Source organism: Prevotella melaninogenica (genome assembly GCF_018127925.1).
GTDB lineage: Bacteria > Bacteroidota > Bacteroidia > Bacteroidales > Bacteroidaceae > Prevotella > Prevotella melaninogenica_C.
Genome location: NZ_CP072348.1, coordinates 1,323,368 through 1,347,193 on the forward strand (window position 1 = coordinate 1,323,368; position 23,826 = coordinate 1,347,193).

19 protein-coding genes are annotated in these 23,826 nt (G+C 42.1%); 12 read left to right on the top strand and 7 right to left on the bottom strand.

Annotated elements, in window-relative coordinates:
• Position 1: 1 nt before the first annotated feature.
• Complete coding sequence (locus J4861_RS10985; RefSeq protein WP_211816860.1) at positions 2-892, bottom strand: NAD kinase; 891 nt, start codon at positions 890-892, stop codon at positions 2-4.
• 134 nt (positions 893-1,026) lie between these two features.
• Between J4861_RS10985 and J4861_RS10990 the strand changes: the two genes are divergently transcribed.
• The 11 genes from J4861_RS10990 to J4861_RS11040 all read left to right on the top strand — a co-directional run bounded on the left by J4861_RS10990 (position 1,027) and on the right by J4861_RS11040 (position 12,372).
• Positions 1,027-1,596, top strand: coding sequence for a DJ-1 family glyoxalase III (locus tag J4861_RS10990; protein WP_211816861.1), 570 nt, complete (start codon positions 1,027-1,029; stop codon positions 1,594-1,596).
• A gap of 34 nt (positions 1,597-1,630) precedes the next feature.
• Positions 1,631-2,311 carry a 2-C-methyl-D-erythritol 4-phosphate cytidylyltransferase gene (locus tag J4861_RS10995; RefSeq protein WP_211816862.1) on the top strand — a complete coding sequence of 227 codons (681 nt, stop codon included), beginning with the start codon at positions 1,631-1,633 and terminating at the stop codon, positions 2,309-2,311.
• Positions 2,312-2,806: 495 nt separating this feature from the next.
• A complete protein-coding gene (locus J4861_RS11000; RefSeq protein WP_211816863.1) occupies positions 2,807-3,319 on the top strand; it encodes an RNA polymerase sigma factor in 513 nt (170 codons plus the stop codon).
• On the top strand, positions 3,309-3,788 hold the full coding sequence (locus J4861_RS11005) for a pyruvate ferredoxin oxidoreductase (protein WP_211816864.1): 480 nt from the start codon (positions 3,309-3,311) through the stop codon (positions 3,786-3,788). The genes J4861_RS11000 and J4861_RS11005 overlap by 11 nt, the downstream gene beginning before the upstream one ends.
• A gap of 866 nt (positions 3,789-4,654) precedes the next feature.
• Complete coding sequence (locus tag J4861_RS11010) at positions 4,655-5,929, top strand: glycosyltransferase family 4 protein (protein ID WP_211816865.1); 1,275 nt, start codon at positions 4,655-4,657, stop codon at positions 5,927-5,929.
• Positions 5,926-6,705 (top strand): glycosyltransferase family 2 protein, encoded by a 780-nt coding sequence (locus tag J4861_RS11015; RefSeq protein ID WP_211816866.1) that lies wholly within the window; start codon positions 5,926-5,928, stop codon positions 6,703-6,705. Before J4861_RS11010 ends, J4861_RS11015 begins: the two co-directional genes overlap by 4 nt.
• 160 nt (positions 6,706-6,865) lie before the next feature.
• Positions 6,866-7,309 (top strand): hypothetical protein, encoded by a 444-nt coding sequence (locus J4861_RS11020; RefSeq protein WP_036921693.1) that lies wholly within the window; start codon positions 6,866-6,868, stop codon positions 7,307-7,309.
• Between the two features lie 436 nt (positions 7,310-7,745).
• A complete protein-coding gene (locus tag J4861_RS11025; protein ID WP_036921696.1) occupies positions 7,746-8,963 on the top strand; it encodes an anaerobic sulfatase-maturation protein in 1,218 nt (405 codons plus the stop codon).
• Positions 8,964-9,830: 867 nt separating this feature from the next.
• Positions 9,831-10,037 (top strand): hypothetical protein, encoded by a 207-nt coding sequence (locus J4861_RS11030; protein WP_346267017.1) that lies wholly within the window; start codon positions 9,831-9,833, stop codon positions 10,035-10,037.
• 57 nt (positions 10,038-10,094) lie between these two features.
• Positions 10,095-11,681 (top strand): hypothetical protein, encoded by a 1,587-nt coding sequence (locus tag J4861_RS11035; protein ID WP_211816867.1) that lies wholly within the window; start codon positions 10,095-10,097, stop codon positions 11,679-11,681.
• Positions 11,682-11,904: 223 nt separating this feature from the next.
• Positions 11,905-12,372, top strand: coding sequence for an HU family DNA-binding protein (locus tag J4861_RS11040; RefSeq protein WP_211816868.1), 468 nt, complete (start codon positions 11,905-11,907; stop codon positions 12,370-12,372).
• 347 nt (positions 12,373-12,719) lie between these two features.
• On the opposite strand, the gene J4861_RS11045 is transcribed toward J4861_RS11040, so the two are convergent.
• From J4861_RS11045 to J4861_RS11070, 6 genes are all read right to left on the bottom strand, one after another.
• A complete protein-coding gene (locus J4861_RS11045; RefSeq protein ID WP_211816869.1) occupies positions 12,720-13,724 on the bottom strand; it encodes a peptidoglycan DD-metalloendopeptidase family protein in 1,005 nt (334 codons plus the stop codon).
• A 274-nt stretch (positions 13,725-13,998) separates the two neighbouring features.
• Positions 13,999-16,095 carry an ATP-dependent DNA helicase RecG gene (recG, locus tag J4861_RS11050; RefSeq protein WP_211816870.1) on the bottom strand — a complete coding sequence of 699 codons (2,097 nt, stop codon included), beginning with the start codon at positions 16,093-16,095 and terminating at the stop codon, positions 13,999-14,001.
• 586 nt (positions 16,096-16,681) lie between these two features.
• A complete protein-coding gene (gene speA, locus J4861_RS11055) occupies positions 16,682-18,574 on the bottom strand; it encodes a biosynthetic arginine decarboxylase (RefSeq protein ID WP_211816871.1) in 1,893 nt (630 codons plus the stop codon).
• Between the two features lie 88 nt (positions 18,575-18,662).
• Positions 18,663-19,238, bottom strand: coding sequence for a shikimate kinase (locus J4861_RS11060; protein WP_211817789.1), 576 nt, complete (start codon positions 19,236-19,238; stop codon positions 18,663-18,665).
• Between the two features lie 94 nt (positions 19,239-19,332).
• Complete coding sequence (topA, locus tag J4861_RS11065) at positions 19,333-21,669, bottom strand: type I DNA topoisomerase (protein WP_211816872.1); 2,337 nt, start codon at positions 21,667-21,669, stop codon at positions 19,333-19,335.
• 78 nt (positions 21,670-21,747) lie between these two features.
• Entirely contained in the window at positions 21,748-22,284 is a 537-nt protein-coding gene (locus J4861_RS11070) for an NUDIX domain-containing protein (RefSeq protein WP_211816873.1), read from the bottom strand.
• A gap of 327 nt (positions 22,285-22,611) precedes the next feature.
• Here J4861_RS11070 and J4861_RS11075 point away from each other — a divergent pair, with 327 nt between their 5' ends.
• On the top strand, positions 22,612-23,436 hold the full coding sequence (locus tag J4861_RS11075; protein ID WP_211816874.1) for an alpha/beta hydrolase: 825 nt from the start codon (positions 22,612-22,614) through the stop codon (positions 23,434-23,436).
• Positions 23,437-23,826: the final 390 nt, after the last annotated feature.

A 23,826-nucleotide genomic window follows, 5' to 3' on the forward strand; every position in this document is an offset into this window, starting at 1 on the left:
TCTAAAACTGGCGTGTATCAGCTCCCCACATCAATTTCTCACGTAGTGTTGAGAAGAAACGCTGCCCATAGACCTTCACGATACGCACCTTATGCGGTGCCTTCTTTATCGTTAGCGTTACTCCCTCACTGAGTTTCTCTGACCGTCCGTCCACAGCTGCGAGGAAGTTGTGGCTTCGGCTCTGTACTTCCAACTTTATTTCAGCCTCATCACTGATAACGATTGGACGAATATTAAGACTATGTGGTGCAACGGGAGTCATGCTTAAAATACCCGATTGAGGTACGATGATCGGACCACCAACCGACAATGAGTAAGCTGTTGAGCCTGTCGGAGTACTGATAACGAGTCCGTCAGCCAAATAAGTTACCAAAAATTCGCCATTTACACTTGCCTTTATCGATATCATCGCAGCATTATCACGTTTCAAAATCGCAATATCGTTCAAGGCAAAAGGACAGTTCTCGAGAGCTTTCCCATCTGCTTCAAGTTGGATAACAGCACGTTCCTCGATCTCATATCTTCCTTCAAAGACATTATTAAGTACGTTTCTAATTTCTTCTGGAGCAACATTTGCGAGGAAACCTAACCGTCCCATATTCACGCCAATGATAGGTATTTGCTTGGGACCAACCTTACTTGCTGCCTTTAGAAAGGTACCATCGCCACCTAAGGAGATGACATAATCGACATCAAAGTTTACCCCCTCGAATACACCCGCTATAGAAATCGACTTCTTAAGTTCTTTTTGTAGGCTATTGTAAAAGTTCTGTTCAATATATACATCAGCTTCATGCTCCCTCAGATAGTCTAAGATTTCTGTTATCTGAAGCGAGTCAAAAGCTTTAGAAGCATTGCCGAAGATAGCAAAACTAAGTTTCTTTTCTGCCATAAAAACATGCCTTTTTTAATTCTTTTAGTCTTACAAGCCACACAATACCATGAATATTTAGTATATTTGCAGACACTATTCATTTGCAAAAGTAAAGATTTTAATTGGATTTATTACGTAAAAACAAAATAATTATGGCTAAGGTATATGAGTTTCTCGCTAATGGCTTTGAAGAAGTTGAGGCTTTGGCACCTGTTGATATCTTGCGTCGTGGAGGCGTAGAGGTAAAGATGGTTAGTATTACAGGTAGTAATCTCGTTGAATCATCACATGGTGTAGTGGTTAAAGCCGACCTCCTTTTTGAGAACATAACCGACTTCTCGGATGCAGACTTACTGATGTTGCCTGGCGGTATGCCTGGTTCAAAAAACTTGAACGAGCACGAAGGCGTTCGTAAAGCCCTCAAAGAGCAGTTTGAGAAGGGTAAACGTGTTGCTGCTATCTGTGCTGCACCATTGGTATTGGCATCTATTGGCTTGTTGAAAGGTAAGAAAGCAACAATCTATCCAGGTATGGAAAGCTACTTAGGTGAGGATGCTGAATACACAGGAGCACTTGTTCAAGAGGACGGAAACGTAACAACTGGTGCTGGTCCTGCTGCTTCTTTCCCATACGGATATCAGCTTCTAAGCTATTTCCTACCTGCTGAGAAGGTGGAAGAGATAAAGAAGGGTATGATTTACGACCGTCTTCTCAATTCATAAACCATATTTATAGCGTAGAACAGTGGCTCATATTATGTCAAAATATGCCATCATTGTCGCTGGCGGAAAAGGCTTGCGCATGGGAGCAGACATACCCAAACAGTTTCTTCCTGTCGGTGGGAAACCTGTCCTCATGCACACGATCAGTCGCTTTCATGCCTACGATAAGGATTTGAAAGTTATCCTCATCTTACCGAAAGAGCAACAAACATATTGGAAGGAACTATGCGAGCAGTATCATTTCGATGAGGAATATCAGTTAGCTGATGGTGGTGCAAGTCGCTTTCAGTCATGTAAGAATGGCATTTCGATGATTCCTACAGATGCTGTTGGACTTGTTGGCATCCATGATGGTGTGCGTCCTTTCGTCTCTTGTGAGACCATTGCACGTTGTTTTGATACTGCTCAGACGTCAAAAGCGGTCATTCCAGTATTACCAGTTACTGACACTCTGCGTTTTATCGGTGACTCTCCAAGCGGAAGAAACGTACAGCGTAGCAATTATAAAGCCGTACAAACGCCGCAGGTCTTTGACATCCAACTCATCAAAAAAGCATACGAACAAGAAGAAAATGCCGATTTTACCGATGATGCGAGCGTTGTTGAACGACTCGGACAAGTGGTAACAATGGTGGAAGGAAATCGTGAGAACATTAAGATTACAACCCCATTCGACTTAAAAATAGCAGAAGCTCTTTTAATTCATAATTCATAATTCACAATTCATAATTATGATTACTATTATTAATTCAAAATTCAGAATTCATAGTTCATAATTATGATTACTGAGTTTGATGGAGTTATTGGATAAGTTTGATAGAGTTATTGGATAAGAAAGACGAAAGAGTGGAAACGTAAAGATGATGTTTAAGACTGATAAACAGCACAACCAAGATGTGTAAAGCATAGAGATGAAGAATATAAAGGGCGTTATTTCGGAATTATTTTCACGAGAAGAAGAATTTATTTTCATGAAAAAAATATTTCTTGTCATGAAGAAAAATGTTTCTTTTCATGAAAGAAATTCCTTTAACATCATAAAGTTAGACCACGACAAAGCCCTTATAATAAGCCTCAAAGCCAAATAAAAGAGCAATAATAAGCAACAAAAAACAACAGCTAACATCTTAATGAAAGTTAAATAACAGCATTTTTCACCCCATGCTTGTAACTTTCCCCCATAGATAAGCGTCATTTAAACAGAGAGAAGATGAAAAAAGTCAGTTTCCGTAACGATGTGTTGCCGTTGAAGAATGAACTCTTCCGGCTTGCACTCCGTATCACGCTCAACAGAGCTGAGGCTGAGGACATCGTTCAGGACACACTGATAAAGGTCTGGAACCGCCGATACGAGTGGGAAAACATTGATTCTATTGAAGCATTTAGCCTCACCGTATGTCGAAACCTTTCGCTCGACCGCATCAAAAAGAAGGAAAACAACAATGATTCTTTGGAAGATGTGAAAGTAGCTGAGCCTCTCGCTTCATCTAATCCTCAAGACCGAATGATTGAAGAGGACAAAATCAGTCTCGTTAAACAGATTGTAGACGCTCTCCCAGAGAAACAACGAAGCTGCATGCAGCTAAGAGATTTTGAAGGAAAGGCATACAAAGAGATTGCAGAAATACTCGAAATCAGCGAAGAGCAAGTGAAAGTAAACATCTTTAGAGCTCGCCAAACGGTCAAACAAAAATACTTGAAATTAGACAATTATGGATTATAAGTACATCGAACAATTACTGGAACGCTACTGGCGTTGCGAGACTTCTCTCCAAGAAGAAGAAATCTTGCGTATGTTCTTCTCGCAGGAGGACATTCCAGTTGCGTTGCTGCCTTATCGTTCTCTATTCGTTTACGAGCAGAATGAGAAGGAGATGGACGTCTTGGGCGATGACTTTGACCAGAGAGTCCTCGGACTAATACAGGAAGACGAGCCAGTAAAGGCACGTGTAATAACAATGCGCCACCGTCTTATGCCACTCTTCAAGGCAGCTGCTGTGGTAGCAATCTTCCTAACCTTAGGTAATGCAATGCAGGTTGCTTTCTCTGATGGTGATGCTCATCAGGTAAGCCCAAACACTGCAGCTATTAACAAACCTCAGGAGGGTCCATCTGTTGCTAAGGCCGATTCGGTAGTGAGCGACACCTTACAACATAAGATACAGTCAACTGTATCAACCATCACAAAGTAAGACAATTTCTATGCTTTCTCTATAAAATAATCATTTTAAGTAAAACAACTCGAGGCTGTGAAGTCTCAATTCTCTCAAATTTTTCATAACATACTAACGTAGAAGAGCCGATACTCCTTATGAGTGTCGGCTCTTCTTATGCCAGAAAACGAGGGGATTAATTCAGAATTCATAATTCAAAATTCATAATTATGATTACTGATGATGCCTAAAGACAAAGTTCAAAACTCAAAGTTCAATGTTCAAAGGGCTTAATAATGATTACCGATGATGCCTAAAGACAAAGTTCAAAGCTCAAAGTTCAATGTTCAAAGGATAAAGTTCAATGCTCAAAGAGCTTAATTATGATTACTGATGATGCTTAAAGGCAAAGTTCAAAGCTCAAAGTTCAATATTCAAAGGGCTTAATTATGATTACTGATGATGCTTAAAGGCAAAGTTCAAAGCTCAAAGTTCAATGTTCAAAGGGAAGTGTTCAATGTTCAAAGGGAAAAGTTTAAAGAAAAAAACGCCGAGACTCTCAACGAGCTTCGGCGTTATTAGTATGTTTAACTAAGAAATCTTTTCAAATGAAAGGGAACCTCACGGTCACCTTTGTCATCCTTGATCAATCGTTAAACTTTTACCTTAATAAAATAACTAAAAACCTAAATCTATTACTACTAACCTAAACAATCTATTAACCTTTTGACAATGCAAAGTTAGAATGTTTTCAAGTATTGTGCAACATTTACATTGACTTTTATATTGAAAACTATCTTTTCTTGATACATATCAACTCTTTGTGTGCGCAAACAATCAATATTTAGTTACTTTTCTTGGCTTTTTATCTGTTTTCTTGTAACTTTGCTGCAAATGATATATCAATGAGAATACTGATTGTAAATACCAGTGAGAAAACAGGTGGTGCTGCAGTTGCAGCCAACCGACTCAAAGATGCTCTGAATAACAACGGAGTGAAGGCAAAGATGTTAGTACGAGATAAACTGACAGATGACATCACTGTGGTCAGTCTTGGGCACGAATGGCGTAACCAATGGAACTTGTTATGGGAGCGTTTCTGCGTATATTGGCACCTTCATTTCTCTCGAAACCACCTCTTTGAGATAGACTTAGCAAACACAGGAACGGACATTACGAAGCTACGTGAGTTCAAAGAGGCTGATATCATACACTTGTCTTGGATTAATCAGGGTATGCTCTCGCTGAAAGGTATCCGTAAGATTCTTGACAGTGGGAAGCCTGTCGTGTGGACAATGCATGATATTTGGCCCGCAACAGGCATTTGTCATATTACATTAAACTGTCTACGCTATCAGTCGGCATGTGGTAATTGCCGCTTGCTACCCAATGGTGGATCTACAAACGACCTATCTCATCGGGTCTTAGAACGTAAGAAGAAGATGCTTGAAGGGCGTAACGTCATGTTTGTTACATGTAGTAAGTGGCTTGAAAAAGAGGCTCGCAAGAGTGCTATTCTCGCTGGTCAACAGGTGCGTTCTATCCCTAATCCCATTGATACACACGTTTTCCATCCTGCCGACAGCAAGCAGGCACGTATAAAGATAGGGCTCCCTTTGAATAAAAAGATAATCCTTTTCGCCTCACAACGAGTAACAAATGTAAATAAGGGTATTTCTTATCTTGTCGAAGCATGCCACAAATTGGCTACGAAATACCCTGAGATGGTGGACAACACTGCCGTGGCTATACTCGGAGGACATGCAGAAGATCTTAGAGAGGAGTTCGATTTTGAAGTCTGTGAGTTGGGTTATGTCAATGACACCCAACAGATAGTTGATGTCTATAATGCTTGTGACGTGTTTGTCTTACCATCCTTGTCAGAGAACCTCCCTAATACTATTATGGAGGCAATGGCATGTGGTGTACCTTCGATAGGCTTTAAGGTTGGAGGAATACCTGAAATGATTGACCATTGTAAGAATGGCTATGTAGCGGCAGAACGCAATGCAGACGACCTTGCAAAGGGCATACACTGGGTGCTTAATGAGTCCGACTACACAGCCCTTTCAGAAGCAGCTGTGGGGAAAGTGCTGCGCTGTTATTCACAACGTAGCATCGCAATGCAATATCTTGAAGTATATAATGAGGCACTCGCCTATAAGAATTTCCGATTATGATCACATTTTCAGTAGTCACTATAACCTATAATGCAGCTTCGGTTCTGCAACCGACACTTGACAGTGTGCTCATGCAGGACTATCCTCATGTGGAGCATATCATCATTGATGGGGCTTCAACAGACGACACTTTAGAGATTGCCAAAGCCTATCAGCAGCTGTCTGACGAGGCTGAAAATGAGCATGTCGTACGTATTCAAAGCGAGCCAGACGAAGGACTTTATGACGCAATGAATAAAGGCTTACAACAGGCTACCGGTGATTATATTGTCTTCCTGAATGCAGGTGACCGCTTCCCTAATCCCGATACATTAGACAAGGTGGTACTTGCTGCTGTTGTTGGAGATGGCGAGGAACTCCCTGCCGTCCTCTTTGGTGACACAGACATCATTGACGAAAAGGGCAACTTTATTAGCCACCGCAGGCTAAGTCCATCAGAACGACTCACATGGCGTTCTTTCCGTTATGGTATGTTGGTATGTCATCAAGCATTTTATGCTCGCTTAGACATCGCTCGTTCACTATTATATGATACAACTTATCGCTATTCAGCAGATGTAGATTGGTGTATACGTGTCATGAAAGAGGGCGAACGTCAGCAACTCCTTTTACGCAATATCCATGCCGTTGTAGCAAATTATGTACGAGAAGGACAAACAACCCTTCATCACAAAGAGTCGCTCCGAGAGCGTTTTGATGTGATGTGTAAGCACTATGGACTGCTTCAAACAGTCCTCCTTCATGCATGGTTTGCCGTACGTAGTTTAATAAAATAGGTAGACTACCTTTAGTTTAAATGCCCTTAATACGTCCTATTGATTGTTAAGGGCTGCAATTTCTGCGCTTTAAAATCGTTTTATCAGTAAGTAGTATTATTATGGGGATGTTTAGAGCAAGTTCATGCTCTGTCCTCTTCACCTAATAAAACGTACGAAAATGGAAAGAATGAGAATTAAAATGTTAGTAGCTTTGTTGCTGCTGTGCCTCTCGGTATCAGCGCAAACAGAGTATAGTGGTATTGCTGGAGCATCACCAGGCATGGTAAGAGCAAATAAGCAGGCTGCAGCGAAGCAAGCCAATCGCAATTCAAAGGCTGCGAATTCTTCTAATGTATCAAAGCCTAAGACTTCCAACAATGGCAATGCAAATAGTAATAACTCAACCTATGCACCGCTACCAGACAACAATGAATCTGGCGAAACGGAGGTTAGAGACGGCTTTAAGACTTTCTCACGTGGCATGGGTAAGGTGATTAAACGTGAAACCAAGACTATGGGAGAGGTAACCCGTAAGATTGGTGCCGATGGCAAGAAGTTCTTTAAGAAATTAGGTAAAGGAATCTCAGACTCCTTTAAACCAGACACGACAACCTCTAAGTAAGATTTCGTTTCACACTATATATGGCGTGTTCCAAGGCTAAAACCTTTTGCGGTCAATAGTCTTGGAACATTTTTTTTATTTCTCTTATTCCGTAAACAAGTCCTTCTATAAGTTAGTTCTATTACCCTCACGACATATTATGACATGCTGAATGAAGTTTTCTTTCCGCTTTTTTATTACTGTGTAATTGCTCCGCACATGATGTGCGGATGCTTCGCACATATCGTGCTAAGGCTTAGCACGTGTGGTGCGGTTGGTAAACACCATTGGCGTTAGCCCCTAAACACCCTACAAAATACGACTATACGAAGTCATATTTACCTACTCTGATAAGAGAGCTCATGGGTCAACGTCCAGCAAGAGCTTAATAAGTCATCTGGAATGTTTTGCCATTAGTAAATAATTGACTACCTTTGCCACCCGAAACAAGATTATTATGAATACCATTGTTCCCTTTAGTCATCCCATGTATATCATGCTTAAGCCAGCTGGTTCGCTTTGTAACCTGCGGTGTAAGTATTGTTATTACTTGGAGAAGAGCAAGCTATATGACGATAATAAGAATCATGTTATTACCGATGCGTTACTTGAGAAATTTATCAAGGAGTACATCGAGGCACAGACAACACCACAAGTCCTCTTCACATGGCATGGCGGTGAGACACTGATGCGTCCTATCTCGTTCTATCGTCGTGCGTTGGAACTGCAGCGTTATTACGCTCGTGGACGTCAGATAGACAATAGCATTCAGACAAATGGTATTCTACTAAACGATGAGTGGTGTCGTTTCTTCAAGGAAAATAACTTCCTTGTGGGTGTCTCTATTGACGGTCCACAAGAGTTCCATGACGAGTATCGCCGCAACGCAATGGGTAAACCTTCCTTCCATCAGGTGATGAAAGGCATAGACTTATTGAATAAGCATGGGGTTGAATGGAATGCACTCGCCGTTGTCAACGACTTTAATGCAGACTATCCGTTAGACTTTTATCACTTCTTCAAGGAGATTGGCTGCCGTTATATACAGTTTACACCTATCGTGGAGCGTATTGTTAAGCGTACAGATGGGCTGACCTTAGCACCAGGAATGCAGGAAGGTGGTGAGCTAACCGACTTCTCTGTCACGGCTGAACAATGGGGTAATTTCCTCTGTACTATCTTCGATGAGTGGGTACACCATGATGTAGGCGAATATTATATACAGCTTTTTGATGCCACTTTAGCGAATTGGGTTGGCGTTGCACCTGGTATTTGTACCATGGCTAAAGAGTGTGGTCATGCTGGCGTTATGGAGTATAATGGTGACGTCTATTCATGTGATCACTTCGTTTATCCAGAACATAAACTTGGCAACTTGTCGCAGCATACCATCTATGAGATGATGAATAGCGACCGACAGAAGGACTTTTCCAAGATGAAGTATAGACTTCTTCCACAACAGTGTAAGGAATGTAAGTATCAGTTTGCTTGCCATGGAGAGTGCCCGAAGAATCGTTTTATTCGCGATTGTTACGGAAATCCTGGACTTAACTATCTCTGCAAGGGGTATTATCAGTTCTTCGAGCATGTAGCGCCTTATATGGACTTTATGAAGAACGAGTTGGAGAATCAGCGCCCACCTGCTAATGTAATGAATCAAGTGTTCGGAAAGTAAAATCCCTTTGAGTTTACTCCATATCCGACTTAATTCTCTTTCCCTTTGTTCTTATAAACGGAAAGAGCTATAATCGAAAAGAGGGTGTGTCAAAATGCAAATTAATAACTTGACAACCTTCAATTTATAAGTAGGATTCTTCTAAAGGCAAAGAAAAGACCATTTCTTTACTCAAAATCGAGTATAGAAATGGTTATTTTTATAGGATTGTTTAAAACTGTAAGATTATCAAAATGGTATTTGCATTTTGACACATCCACGCGAGGGGAGGTTTTTTTCTTCTTTTCCTTGCCCATTCAATTTATTCTTCTTACCTTTGCGGCCGTGAACAAATTAGCAATGACATATCCAGCCAATCCAGCACAGCAAAGAAACTTTGATTTCTTTGCCTTTTTTAGTGCTTTATATTTGGTAGTTTCAGATATTTTGCTAACACACACACACACACACACACACACACACACACACACACACACAGGCGCACCTAGCGTTTAATCATACTTTTTTTCCTCCATCCTACGCGCGCGCGAAGCGTGTCGTAACCCTTGTAAACAAAGGACTTCCTAGAGTTTCCTTTGTTCGTTTTTTTGTGTCCGTTTGCGAGCAGGCTAAAAGGCAAAATAAGGACATTTTAAGCACTGATTTTACCATAACAAGTACTTGTAATTCTCTAGTAATAGTTTGTTTTTTCTCGTTGATTTCTCGGGCAGGCAGTGGTAATACGCTGTCTGCCTGTAGAGAGGAAGCGTGCAGACTGTTAAGAGAGATTGACGAGAAGGTTATCAGGATGTATATAATAAAAGGTGAGCAACGAAGCCACATAATAGAGAGTAGATAACAACTATTTTTAATCAAATCAAAAAAGCAATGAGAAAGAAACAAGAAAAGAAGGATTATTCTGCACCAAGTTGCACGATAATCCAAGTGAGCGAAACCACTTATTTGATGGACACTTCTTTCCCCAGTCAGCACAACCCAGCTCAATCAGGCGGAAGTTTTGGTGATGCCAAGCAGGCTCCAAGCTGGATGACTGAAAGTGAAGAAGCAACAGAGCATTCTTCATGGGAAAACTAACAAAGAGAGTTATTAACCAAGTAAAGAAAACAAAATCACAAAAAGAAGAAACAGACAATGAAAAAGAAATTATTCAAGACCCGCCTGCTTTCATTCGCAGCTTTCTGCGGGCTCACATTAGCGTTTGCATCCTGTGCCAATGAAGATGTAGCGCAGAACCCAAACAACACAGATAACGACAAGAACCTGACAACCTTTTCAGCAGGTGACCCCACCACCCGCACCTCAATGGAGAGCGATGGTAAGTTCTTTTGGGAAGCAGGTGATAAGATTTATGTAAAGGACGATAACAACACCTGGCATGCAAGTAGCAATTCGCCAACAGGCAAGACAGATAACTTTAAGTTTAAAGTGCCTGGCACTTATACCGCCCACACGTCATACGAGGTTTACTATCCAGGGCAAGGCGGTAGCAACGACCAGGCAAAGATTTCTGCTAGCCAGAGTCAAGCAGAGCCAAACACAACCACTCACTTCGGTGCAGCAGGCGATTGCGGTATGGCAACGGCAACTAAAGTGCCAGGTAAACAGCAGTTTGCTTTCACCTTAGACCACAAGGCTGCTTACCTTCTCTTCTTGCCACGCACCAGTAACACTATCTTACATGACTGCTACTTGACAAAGGTAGAGGTAAATTCTGATGATGATATTACCAGTACATATACCCTCAATCCAACAACAGGCGAACTCACAGGTACAGGTTCAGGCAAGCAGATTGTGCTTGAAACAAAAGGTAGTGGTACTTATGCTAATGGTTTCCCTTTGACTAATAGCACAGCAAGCGCAGCTACCAATGGTGCTTATATGGTGATAAAGCCAGGAACTCACACACTTAAGATACGTTATTGGGTGAAGGACGTTGCAACAGGGGTTGAGGGTACAATAACTAAGATATTGGCATCAGCAACCTACGACCAAAATAAATATTACAACATCACCGCTAACCTTAACGTGCGTGATTACGACGGCAATCATTATTATCAGTGGGACGCACAAGAGCAATACTGGAAGGGGTACGAATGGTACAATGGTGGCAGCCAGCCAACACTTGACGCAGGCTATTCACCGAATTACGCTCAAAACAGCACGGATTTACGTTACTACAACGAAATTTTTCCTGGTAATGGCATAAGCAATCCAGCTACCCACACTTCATTTAACAACATTCCTAACGCCAACGAAATGTCTTGGTATGTAGTGTACGGTAATCCCCGTTGGGACGGTGACGAGCTATGGACTACTATGGGGCATTTATATAAAGGAGGAATGTGGTTTAAGAAGAAGTCTGTATTACAAGCAGAGAATCATTACGATACTGAGAAATTCGCCCATGGTTCACTCGACTTACGTACAAAGCCTAGTCAAGCCATCAACTACAATCTTAGCATCAAGATTTTAGGTGCCCCTTCTGCAGCCGATGCAAATAATTATTTCTACCTGCCAGCTCTCGGTTTCTACAGATTAGGTTCTCAGTCTTACGTTGGCAACGAAGGCTACTATTGGACATCTAGTGCTAATCCTAGTTGGTGGCAAAGAGAGAATGCGTATTACCTGTACTTCACAAATGATGGTGTCAGCGTTGGCTCCAACAGGCGTGACTATGGGTACAGGGCGCAACCTTTCTCGGATTTCGGAGATAATTAATGCGAAAAAACATGACAAAAGAGGGCAAAAACAACTCCTTTGTAAGTGGTTGATAATCAAGTGATTATAAATAGGGTACCAAAGTATGATACTTAGGGGGGCTAAGTATGATACTCAGGTACCCTAAGTATGATACTTAGGTACCCTCAGTCCCACACCGAGGGGGACTCGAATAAGAAAATAATTTACATATTATATTTACCAACTTTAAAGCATTAATATTATGGCATTTTTTAAGAAAGTAAAGAAAAAGCTAACAGGACTATGGTATCCAGAAGCAATAACCGTAGGGAAACCCGTAACAACCGATCAGGTGGCGGACCGCTTGGCATTGATTTCGACGGTGAGTCGTGGTGACACGTACGCTGTGCTGAAAGATTTAGGCGGCGTAATGGCATCTTTTATGGCAGAAGGTCGCACAGTGAAACTGGAGGGTGTGGGTACGTTCTACTACACGATCAACGCCGACAAAGGTATCGCGAAGCCTGAAGAGGTGACAGCAAAGCAAATTAAGAATGTCCGTGTCCGTTTCATTCCCGAGACTTCGCGCACACAGAACAACAAGGTTGCTACTCGCTCGCTGGTTTCTGATTCTATTCACTGGGAGGAGTGGAAAGAGGAGAAAAAGAGCCCTGCCCCCAAGCCGAAAGAAAAGGAGAATAAAGAAGAGGGTGGACCAGTGGCAGGATAACAACAACAACTGGCCTCTCCCCCGACCCCTCCCCCATAGGGAGGGGAGTGAAATGCGCAGTTTGCTAGAGGAGGATGGAAGCTAGATGGTGTTAGTTGGTGATGAAAGAGAGGGGAGCTGGTAGCGGGAGCTATATGCAAGTAGAGGGTGTATCAAAATGCAAATTAATAACTTGACAACTTTCAATCTATAAGTAGGATTCTTTTAAAGGCAAAGAAAAGACCATTTCTTTACTCAAAATCGAGTATAGAAATGGTCATTTTTTATTGGATTGTTTCAAACTGTAAGATCATCAAAATGATATTTGCATTTTGAAACACCCTCTGTTTGTATGGTGGGTTAAATCTTTACTTCGTAATCGAGAGTAGCTGTCCTTCTGATACTCGTGTCAATCTGCCTATGCGGTTCTGACGGCACAACTGTTCGATACTGATGCCATGTTGTTTGGCTATCGTTTCTAAGGTTTCACCATTAGCAACCTTGTGATAGAAAATCTTTCCATTATCAGCACTTGCCTCATTACGTGGAGTATGACTTGAAAAATCAGTGTTGTAGTTTCTTTCCTGACGTGAACTATGACTTTGGTTGCCTTTGCCCTGAATGTTCTCACGAGAGTAACCAAGGCTTGAAGAAGTACCACGAGCAGCTGTTGCACGCTCAGACTCTTGCGCGACAGTGTTGCGATGGAATACATAGTAGTCGCCAGTAACATCTTGGTTAGCAAAGTCGAAGAAGAGTGCTGGATTCAAAGCTACACCTGCCAAACGAGTTTCGAAGTGAAGGTGAGAACCTGTAGAACGACCAGTATTACCACCTAATCCGATAGGCTGACCAGCACGAACAGTCTGGTTTGGACTTACTATTTGCTTTGAAAGGTGACCATAAATGGTCTCAAGACCGTTATTATGACGGATAACAATATACTTACCATATCCGTTTCCATCGTATTTTACTACACGAACCTTACCAGAGAAGGCTGCACGAATAGTATCGCCAATATACACTTTGATGTCCAATCCTTGGTGACGACGACCCCAACGGCGTCCGAAGTTACTTGTAATCACACGGCTTGGTGTTGGCATATGGAAGCCACGAAGATCAATCTTGTATACATCCGGAAGGTTACCTCCACGGTGTGCATAATTGTTATTCCAATCATTATAGAGTTCAGATGAAGGCTCTTCGATATCCTCAGCTTCGCGAAGACGATTAATAACCATTGTGTCTAATGCTTTAGCACGACGGTCGATTGGTGCTTGACGGGCAAGCAGGTCCTGAGCATTTGCTGAATGGGCTGTCAAGGTTAAGAGAGATGTTAGTGCAAAAGTTCTAACTATTTTCTTAAAAGTCATAATCAAGTTATTTTATTTCTAAACTCGGATGCCTTACGGCACGGGACAGATTTTCATATCCCTTTCTAACGGTTAAATCGTTGATGAACTTCTGAAAGTACGTAAATTTTTACCGAAAGACTTCGCAAAGATAACGAAAAAATCTCGAATAAATTACACCTTCGTTATTTTTTTAGCCTGTTTAACAAAGGAATAATACGTATTTTCGCCTCCACATGATTTATGTCAAGTCGCTAAAACAGGGCGTTTGAGGCTAATTTTGTGGTGTTGTTTTCTATGAAATAGCAGCCCAGTTTATATTAGTCTTTCTTAACGCTTTAAGTCTCTCCCAGAGCATGTTATATTCTATTTTTTGACATGTTGGATCGTCGTCGATAATCTTTTGTGCCTCTTCTCGTGCCATTTGAACAATCTGTCCATCACGTGCTATATCGGCAATTTTAAGATCGAAGGCTATACCACTTTGCTGTGTACCTTCCAGATCACCAGGTCCACGCAACTTAAGGTCGGCTTCTGCAATTTCAAAACCATCATTTGTATCGCACATAATATCAATACGTTTTCTGGTTTCCTTGGTTAGTTTGTGGTTAGTAACAAGGATACAATAACTCTGTTCAGCACCACGACCAACACGACCACGCAGCTGATGGAGTTGAGAAAGCCCAAAACGCTGGGCATCGAGAATAACCATTACGCTGGCATTTGGTACGTTGACCCCTACCTCTATCACTGTTGTGGCAACGAATATCTGTGTTTGTCCACTGACAAACTTCTGCATCTCGGCTTCTTTCTCCTTATCCTTCATCTTTCCATGAATCTTACTTAGCTGGAATTCAGGAAAGATATCTTGCATAGCCTCAAAGCCATCCTCAAGGTTTTTGAGGTCCATACGCTCGCTTTCCTTGATGAGTGGATAGACGATATACACTTGGCGCCCTAAGTTGATCTGCTGTCTTATACCACTATAAAGGCTCGCCATCTGGTCATCATACTTATGAATCGTCTGTATTGGCTTACGTCCTGGTGGCAACTCGTCGATGATAGAGACATCAAGGTCGCCATAGATGGTCATCGCAAGCGTACGTGGTATAGGCGTAGCTGTCATCACCAATACGTGTGGGGGATTCTCACTCTTACTCCATAGCTTAGCGCGTTGCTCCACACCGAAGCGGTGTTGCTCGTCGACAACAGCCATACCGAGGTGCTGGAACTGCACTTTATCCTCTATAATGGCGTGCGTTCCTACAACAATATTAATAGAACCGTCGATGAGTCCATCTAATACTTCTTGTCGTTTCTTGCCCTTCACGATACCCGTCAACAGTTCTACACGCAAGTTCATTCCCTTGAGAAATTCCTTAATCGTCTGGAGATGTTGTTCTGCAAGTATCTCCGTAGGTGCCATCATACAAGCCTGATAGCCGTTGTCGATAGCAATAAGCATAGACATCAGCGCTACAAGGGTCTTTCCTGAGCCTACATCGCCCTGTAACAAACGGTTCATCTGTCGTCCGCTTGCCATGTCTGCACGTATCTCATGCATCACTCTTTTCTGCGCTCCAGTAAGTTCAAAAGGCAGGTTATGGGAGTAGAACCAATTAAACTGTGCTCCAATCCTATTGAATATATAGCCTCGGTATTTGCGACGATGGTCGCTGGCATAGCGAAGAATGTTAAGTTGTACGTAGAAGAGTTCTTCAAACTTCAGACGTACACGGGCGCGCTGAGTGTCATCAACCGACTTTGGATAATGAATCTTGCGCATAGCAGCATCCCGTGAGATGAGATGCAAATGGGTTGTAATGAAGGGTGGGAGTGTCTCTTCTAAAGGTTCAGTAAGCTTACTAATCAACATCTTTGTCAGTTTCTCCACAGCACGTGAAGTGATACCAGCCTTCTTCATCTTCTCTGTTGTGACATAGAAGGGTTGCATACCCATGTCATTGAGCTGCAACTGAGAAGCATCATCAATGTCAGGATGCGTAAACTGAAACCTACCATTAAAGAAGGTAGGCTTGCCAAAGATAATATATTCCTTGTTTACTTGATAGTTCTGATAGATATACTTCGTACCATTAAACCATACGATATCACAGATACCATGTCCATCGGTGAAGTGTGCAACGATACGTTTCTTACGTTTTCCCATCTCAGTTTCCTCAAAACTGAGGATTCTTCCTTTGATTTGCACAAACGGCATATCTTGTGAAAGCTCTGAAATAAGATATAACTTTGTACGGTCAACATATTTGTAAGGGAAGTATTCCAGTAGGTCACGATAAGTATGGATTCCAAGTTCTTTGCCCAGAATCTCCTTACGATGTGGCCCCACACCTGGTAAATACATTATGTCTTGCGATAGTATATCCATTAGTTTAACTCATAATACATAACTCCATACTCGTAATTGGGTTTACTTCCTTAACCCACCATTATTCGAAAGGCGTTCTCATCTCTACGTTAGAATTATGATTATTGATTGTTATTGACCTTTACTACTCTATAAACACTTAACTGATAAGCCCTTAATTCGGCTATTCATCAACTCTCACAACCCTCTTTAAGGATACTATCATGTGTAAATAAAGCCATTATTTAGTATTCTTTCTCACGTTGAAGTCCACTTACTCTGAATTATTTTCATGAAAATAATTATTTATTATCATGAAGAAAAATATTTATTTTCGTGAAGAAAAATATTTATTATCATGAAAATAATTCGGTAAAAGTACGCTTCTTTTAGAAAGAACGAGGATAAACAGCAGGGTAGACATACCTTATAACCTACTTGAACACCATATTTTGACGCTCTGTATTAATAAACGTAGGGACGCACAGCACATGCGTCCGAAACGAAATGTTCATGGTTGACGCACGAGCTATGCGCCCCTACAGATTGTCAATGATAATTCTATGATATAACTACAGCTACCCTACTCTTCTAAGAGAATTTTAGTTTACTCCAAATAGGTATAACCGTAGAGTCCGCTGCGGTAGTTACTGAGGAACTCTTTACCCTCCTCAAGTGAAATCTTACCCTGCTTTACGCTCTTTGTCACCCATATTTCGAGTTGACGAACAAGCTTCTTTGGATTGTACTGAACATACTCCAATACCTCTTCTACCGTCTCACCATCAAAGATCTGATTGATATGATAGCTGCCATCCTTTACTGAAACATGTACGGCATTGGTATCACCAAAGAGGTTGTGCATATCACCTAAAATCTCTTGATAAGCTCCAACGAGGAAGACTCCGAGGTAATAAGGCTCATTCTTCTTCAATGCGTGGATAGGAAGAACGTGACTACTGCGCCCCATTGCAACGAAGTTTGAAATCTTACCGTCGCTATCACAGGTGATATCCTGCAATGTAGCGTTACGTGATGGACGCTCATTGAGTCGTTGGATTGGCATTACAGGGAAGAGTTGATCAATCGCCCAACTGTCTGGAAGAGACTGGAAGAGAGAGAAGTTACAGAAATATTTATCTGCAAGAAGCTTATCCATATTGCGCAACTCATCAGGCACATGCTTCATATTCTTTGCCAAATTGTTGATTTCATGACATACACTCCAATACATTGCCTCAATTTCAGCACGTGTCTTTAGGTCTACTAAGCCATGAGAGAACAACTCTAACGCCTCCTCACGAATCTGTTCAGCATCGTGCCAGTCCTCTAACATGTTACGAGAATCAAGGTTGTCCCAGATATCGTAGAGGTCTTTTACCAACTGATGGTCGGTATCCTTTGCCTCAAAATCCTCTGACATCTCAGGCAGAGAGGCAGTTTCAAGCACATCAATCACGAGGACAGAGTGATGAGCTGAAAGACTTCTACCGCTCTCAGTAATGATGTTTGGATGTGGAATATCGTTCTTATTGGCTGCATCAACAAAGGTATAGACGCAGTCGTTGACGTACTCTTGGATGCTATAGTTGACAGAACTCTCGCTACTTGCAGAGCGAGTGCCATCGTAGTCGACACCTAAACCACCGCCACAGTCAACGAAATCAACGTTATAACCCATCTTTCTGAGGTTCACATAATACTGTGCAGCCTCGTTGAGAGCTGTCTGAATACGACGAATCTTCGTAATCTGTGAACCGATATGGAAGTGGATAAGATGCAAACAATCGTGCAATCCCTTGTTATCAAGCGTCTCTAAAGCCTGCAAGAGTTCAGAAGAAGTAAGACCAAACTTAGAAGCGTCGCCACCACTATCAGCCCACTTACCAGAACCACTTGAAGCAAGTTTGATGCGAATACCAAGGTTTGGCTTTACATTCAACTTCTTCGCAGCACGTGCAATAAGGTCGATTTCATTGAGTTTCTCCACTACAATGAAGATACGCTTACCCATCTTCTGTGCTAACAGAGCCAGTTCAATATAGCTCTGATCCTTATATCCGTTACAAATAATGAGCGAATCGCTCTGACACTGTACGGCAATCACAGCGTGCAACTCAGGCTTTGAGCCTGCTTCCAAGCCCAAGTTGAACTTACGTCCATGGGAGATAATCTCCTCAACTACCGGCTGCATCTGGTTTACCTTAATAGGATAGATGATGAAGTTCTCTGCTTTGAAGTCATATTCCTTCCTTGCTTTCTCAAAGCAAGAGGATGTTTTCTCGATACGGTTATCGAGAATATCCGGGAAACGGAGCAACACTGGAGGTGTCACATCACGCAGGGCGAGTTCGTCCATAACGTCACGTAAGTCAACTTGTGTATTGTCCTTACAAGGTGTTACATACACATCACCCGATTCGTTAATACCAAAGTAAGATGTACCCCACCCTGAGATGTTGTACAACTCTTGAGAATCTTCAATCGTCCACTTTTTCATTTCTATTCTTCTGTCCCTATATATAATCTTGAATTAATCAATTATTTGCTTTGAGCATTTGGTTTCTAACTATCTATTAATAGCTATTTTATTTCTGTATGTTAGTCTTATTCAACTTTAACAGCTCGCAAAGTTGATTAACCGAAATCTGTATCTTGTCGTAACTATCCATAAGACTCACGTCAAGAACGTGCTTTGCCTTTGTGTAAAAAGATTCGCGATGCTTCAATTGTTCGCGAATAAACAGGTTTACTTCATCAGCTGTCTTATTGAGTAAGAGGGGTCGTACCGACTTCCCCATCAGCAGATGCTTGTACAGAACATCAGTCTCTGCTTTCAAATAAACCGTCTCAGCCTGTCCATTCATATACTCCATATTATCAAAGAAACATGGAGTTCCACCCCCACAAGAGATAATGACATTCTCAAATTCAGCCACTTCGTGAAGCATTGACTGCTCTATCATACGGAAGCCTTCCTCTCCCCTTTCATCGAAGATTTGCTTCACCGTCTTACGCATTCGGCTCTCTATGTACCAATCTAAGTCGTAGAACGGAATGTTCAACTCCTTTGACAAGGCTCTGCCTACGGTTGTCTTGCCCGCACCCATATAACCAATGAGAATAATGCGAAGCGGTTTATATTCTTCTGTATGCTCTGTCATACTCACGATATATTTATCATCCACCCAATAGTCTGTTATCATCAGACTACGTGGTGGATGTCTTCCTTTCCCTTATAGGTGAGTCTATATTCACTTACTTCTTACGCTTTGGTTCCGGAGCATTCTTTACAATGTCCATACACTGCTCATAAGTAAGCTCAGCAGCCTTATCATGAAGGTTTTTTGGCATACGGTAATTCTTACCATCATAAGCGATATAAGGACCATAACGACCATTCATCACCTCCATCTTAGCATCTTCCTCGAAGGTCTTTAAGTGACGCTGTGCATCCTGCAGACGCTTCTTTTGAATAAGATTGATAGCCGCATCAAGACTGATCGTGAGTGGATCTTCCTCCTTTGGCAGTGATGTGTACTTCTTATCATGAAGCACATAAGGACCAAATCGACCTGCGCCAATTACGACATCTGTACCCTCAAACTGTCCAAGGTTACGTGGTAACTTAAACAATTCCAAAGCCTCATCAAGGGTAATGGCTTCCATACTCTTATCAGATGGGAGCTGTGAGAAGCGTGGTTTGTCCTCATCGTCAGCACTACCAATCTGTACCACAGGACCGAAACGACCAATCTTTACGAACACAGGTTTGCCTGTTGCAGGGTCAAGACCAAGTTCGCGTTCACCAGCCTTATGCTCAGAACGGGCATTCATCACCTTCTCCACCTCTGGTTCAAAGCCTTGATAGAAGGTCTTCATCTCCTTATTCCACTCTGCTTTTCCCTCTGCAATCTTATCAAACTCCTGTTCAACCTTAGCGGTGAAGTTGTAGTCCATGATGTCAGGGAAGTTATTCATAAGGAAGTCATTTACTACGATACCGATGTCGGTTGGGATAAGTTTACCCTTATCAGCACCTGCCATCTCCTTCTTTGTCTTAGAGCTAATCTTCAAACCAAGCAATGAGTCAACTGCATACTTACGTTCTTCACCCTTGCGATCTCCCTTCTGCACGTATTCACGCTGCTGAATCGTTGAGATTGTTGGGGCGTAAGTTGAAGGGCGACCAATACCGAGTTCTTCGAGTTTACGCACAAGACTTGCTTCCGTATAGCGGTTTGGCCCCTGTGAATAACGCTCTGTTGACACGATTTCACGACGTTCCAACTCTTCGCCTTCATGCATTACTGGGAGTGCATGTGAGAACTCCTCACTGTTTTCGTCATCGTCAGTTGACTCGTGATATACCTTCAAGAAACCTTCGAAAGCCACTACCTCACCATTCGCAATAAACTGTAAATCGCTGGTATTCTTGGCTTCTTCTGACTCAAGTGATATATTCACTGTGGTCTTTTCTATCTTAGCATCCGCCATCTGTGATGCAATCGTACGTTTCCAAATAAGGTCATACAGACGCTTTTCCTGGCTTGTTCCTTCGATAGAAACATTATCGATATAAGTTGGACGGATAGCCTCGTGCGCTTCTTGAGCACCCTTACTATGCGTCTGATACTTTCTTACTTTACCATAATCTTCGCCATAGAGTCGCTCTATCTCTGTCTTACAACCCTCAACCGCCAATGCTGAAAGATTCACACTATCAGTACGCATGTAAGTAATACGACCTGCCTCGTATAATCTTTGGGCAACCATCATCGTCTGACTTACCGTAAATCCGAGTTTTCTTGCAGCTTCCTGCTGGAGGGTTGAGGTGGTAAATGGAGGAGCTGGCGTACGCTTCAAAGGCTTCTTAGCAATCGATGAAACCTTGAATTTTGAAGTCTTACACAGTTCAAGGAACGCTAATGCTTCCTCATGTGTCTTAAAACGCTTGCTCAACTCTGCCTTCACTTCATTCTTTGAACCGTCCTCACTGGTCACAGCAAAGACTGCATTCAAGCGGTAGTAAGGCTCTGAATTGAAGTTTTGTATCTCACGTTCACGCTCAACAATCAATCTAACGGCTACGCTCTGCACACGTCCTGCACTCAAAGCAGGCTTTACTTTGCGCCACAACACTGGTGAAAGACGGAAGCCAACCAAGCGGTCGAGTACACGACGAGCCTGCTGTGCGTTCACAAGATTCATATCCAAACGACGTGGTGACTCGATAGCTTTCAATATAGCTGGCTTGGTAATCTCATGGAAAACAATACGATTCGTTTTATCCTCATCCAATCCCAAAACCTCGCAAAGGTGCCAGCTGATAGCCTCTCCCTCACGGTCCTCATCGGAAGCTAACCAAACCTTATCGGCAGCTTTTGCACTCTTCTTCAGTTCACTGACTACTTTCTTCTTCTCATCAGGGATTTCGTAGTCAGGATTTAACGTGTCAAGGTCAATGCTAAGTTCCTTTTTCTTCAAGTCACGGATATGTCCATAAGATGACATCACCTTATAATCCTTACCGAGAAACTTCTCTATGGTCTTAGCCTTTGCCGGGCTCTCTACTATTACCAAGTTTTCTTGCATAATCAATCTTGTACATTTTTTCAAGGACGCAAAAGTACTTAAACTTTTTGCTTACACCTTATATAATAGGCAAAATTTCTACTTTTTTAAGTTTTTCGACTCCATTTGCAGGAAATCATATAGTGCCTGACGGATAGAACGGAGCCCAAACTGCTCTGTGTGAACCTCTGACAAAGGGAGCCACATTGCCTCTTCTACATCGTCAGCAGCCTTTAATACAGTCTCATCCTCCACCTTACAAACAAAAAAGGCGTCAAGTGTAGGAACATCAAAATCGCTGTAACGATACTTATTCGGAAGTGAACAGAAGTAACGTTTTTCCTTGACAGTCAGGTTGGTTTCCTCTTTCACCTCACGTATCAGTGCCTCGCCTATCGTCTCTCCAATATCACAAAAACCTCCAGGAAGGTCCAATGTTCCACGTCCGGGCTCAAATTTCCTACGTGTAACAAGCAGTTCTCCTTGCTCATTCAGAATAAATGCTGCTACTGCAGAACTTGGATTTAAGAAATACTCAAAGCCACAGCTCTCGCAGCGTTTGCTTTTTTCATTCTGTTCAACAAAGTGTTTACTTCCACATACGGGGCAATACCGAAATTTATCTAATACGTGCATCTTGAGATTGTATATTGTTCTTGAACATTGATGTAACCATTTAAAAAGCTAACTAAAAGGCAGTTGTTAACGGTCATACGAAATTATTAAAATTCGTTTATACTCTATACCTTTTATTATTTCTGCTTGCAAATATACTAAAAACTCTAAACATCTACTATTGAAATCGTATCTTTTTGTTAACTTTGCAACTACATGTTCAAAATCACACGATTTATTCCTCTTCTTATTACAGTAACGTGTTGTTTTCTGTAAATCAATTATCTACCCAAATATCGTAGAAAAAGAGAGGGGATAAACGAACAAAACAAATAAACTGAGAATAGAATGAATTTAAAAAAACTTTTCCTCGTAATGGGGTTGGCCACTGCCACTATGACAATGTCGGCTCAAAGTGTCTTCGACGTTAAACTTTATAATGGACGTCCACCTTACGATAACGGTGATCCAAACGACTCTGCCAAGGTTCGCGTATTCCTTCCTATGGAGAAACAAGCTACTGGCCGTGCCGTAGTTATCTGTCCAGGTGGTGCATACGAGACGCTTTCTATGGAGAAAGAGGGCTACGACTGGGGCGAATTCTTCCAGAATCAAGGTATTGCAGCAATCGTTTTGAAGTATCGCATGCCACATGGTCAGCCAGAAGTTCCTGTGTCTGACGCTGAACAGGCTATGAAACTTGTACGCTTGAATGCAACAAGTTGGAAGATTAACCGTAATGATGTTGGTATCATGGGATTCTCTGCTGGTGGCCACCTCGCTGCAACTATCGCAACAAGAAGTCAGGGTGAGGCAAAGCCTAACTTCCAAATTCTCTTCTATCCAGTTATCTCAATGATGGAAGGTTACGGACACGACAGAAGTCGTCAGAACTTCCTTGGTAAAAATCCAAGCAAGCGTGACGAGAAGAAATACAGTGCTGACATGAACGTAAGCCGTGTTACTCCACGCACTTTCATAGCACTCAGCGACGACGACGATACTGTTCCACCAGCTAATGGTGTAAACTTCTACACCGAGTTGTACCGCAATGACGTTCGTGGTTCTCTCCACGTTTATCCTGGTGGCGGCCATGGTTGGGGCAGCAAGATTGGCTTCCGCTACCATGAGGAAATGATGATGGACTTGAAGGCATGGTTGAAGAGCTTCTAAAGCTGCTCTAACCTTATCCTTCACAAAGGTAAAATCTATTTAACTCATTGGTCTCTGAACTATTTACCTACTATATAACAAAGGGATGCACAGGCTGTGCATCCTTTTTCTTTGCCATTAATTTCTCCTCTGAAGGTGATAGATACTCAATGTGCTAACGCTCCGCACATATGGTGCTAAGCCTCCGCACCATTGGTGCTAATGCTCCGCACATCAGGTGCTAAGCATTCGCACTATTGGTCTTAGCCCTCCGCACCATTGGTGCGGAGCATTCCTCCCCCCCTAATTCACGGCTAAAAAGAAGGCTTCCACAGGCTACATACACCTTAATTCCTATGACACAGCAATAAAGGCGTTTGCATTTTCTCCTCCAATAGCTACAAATCAAAA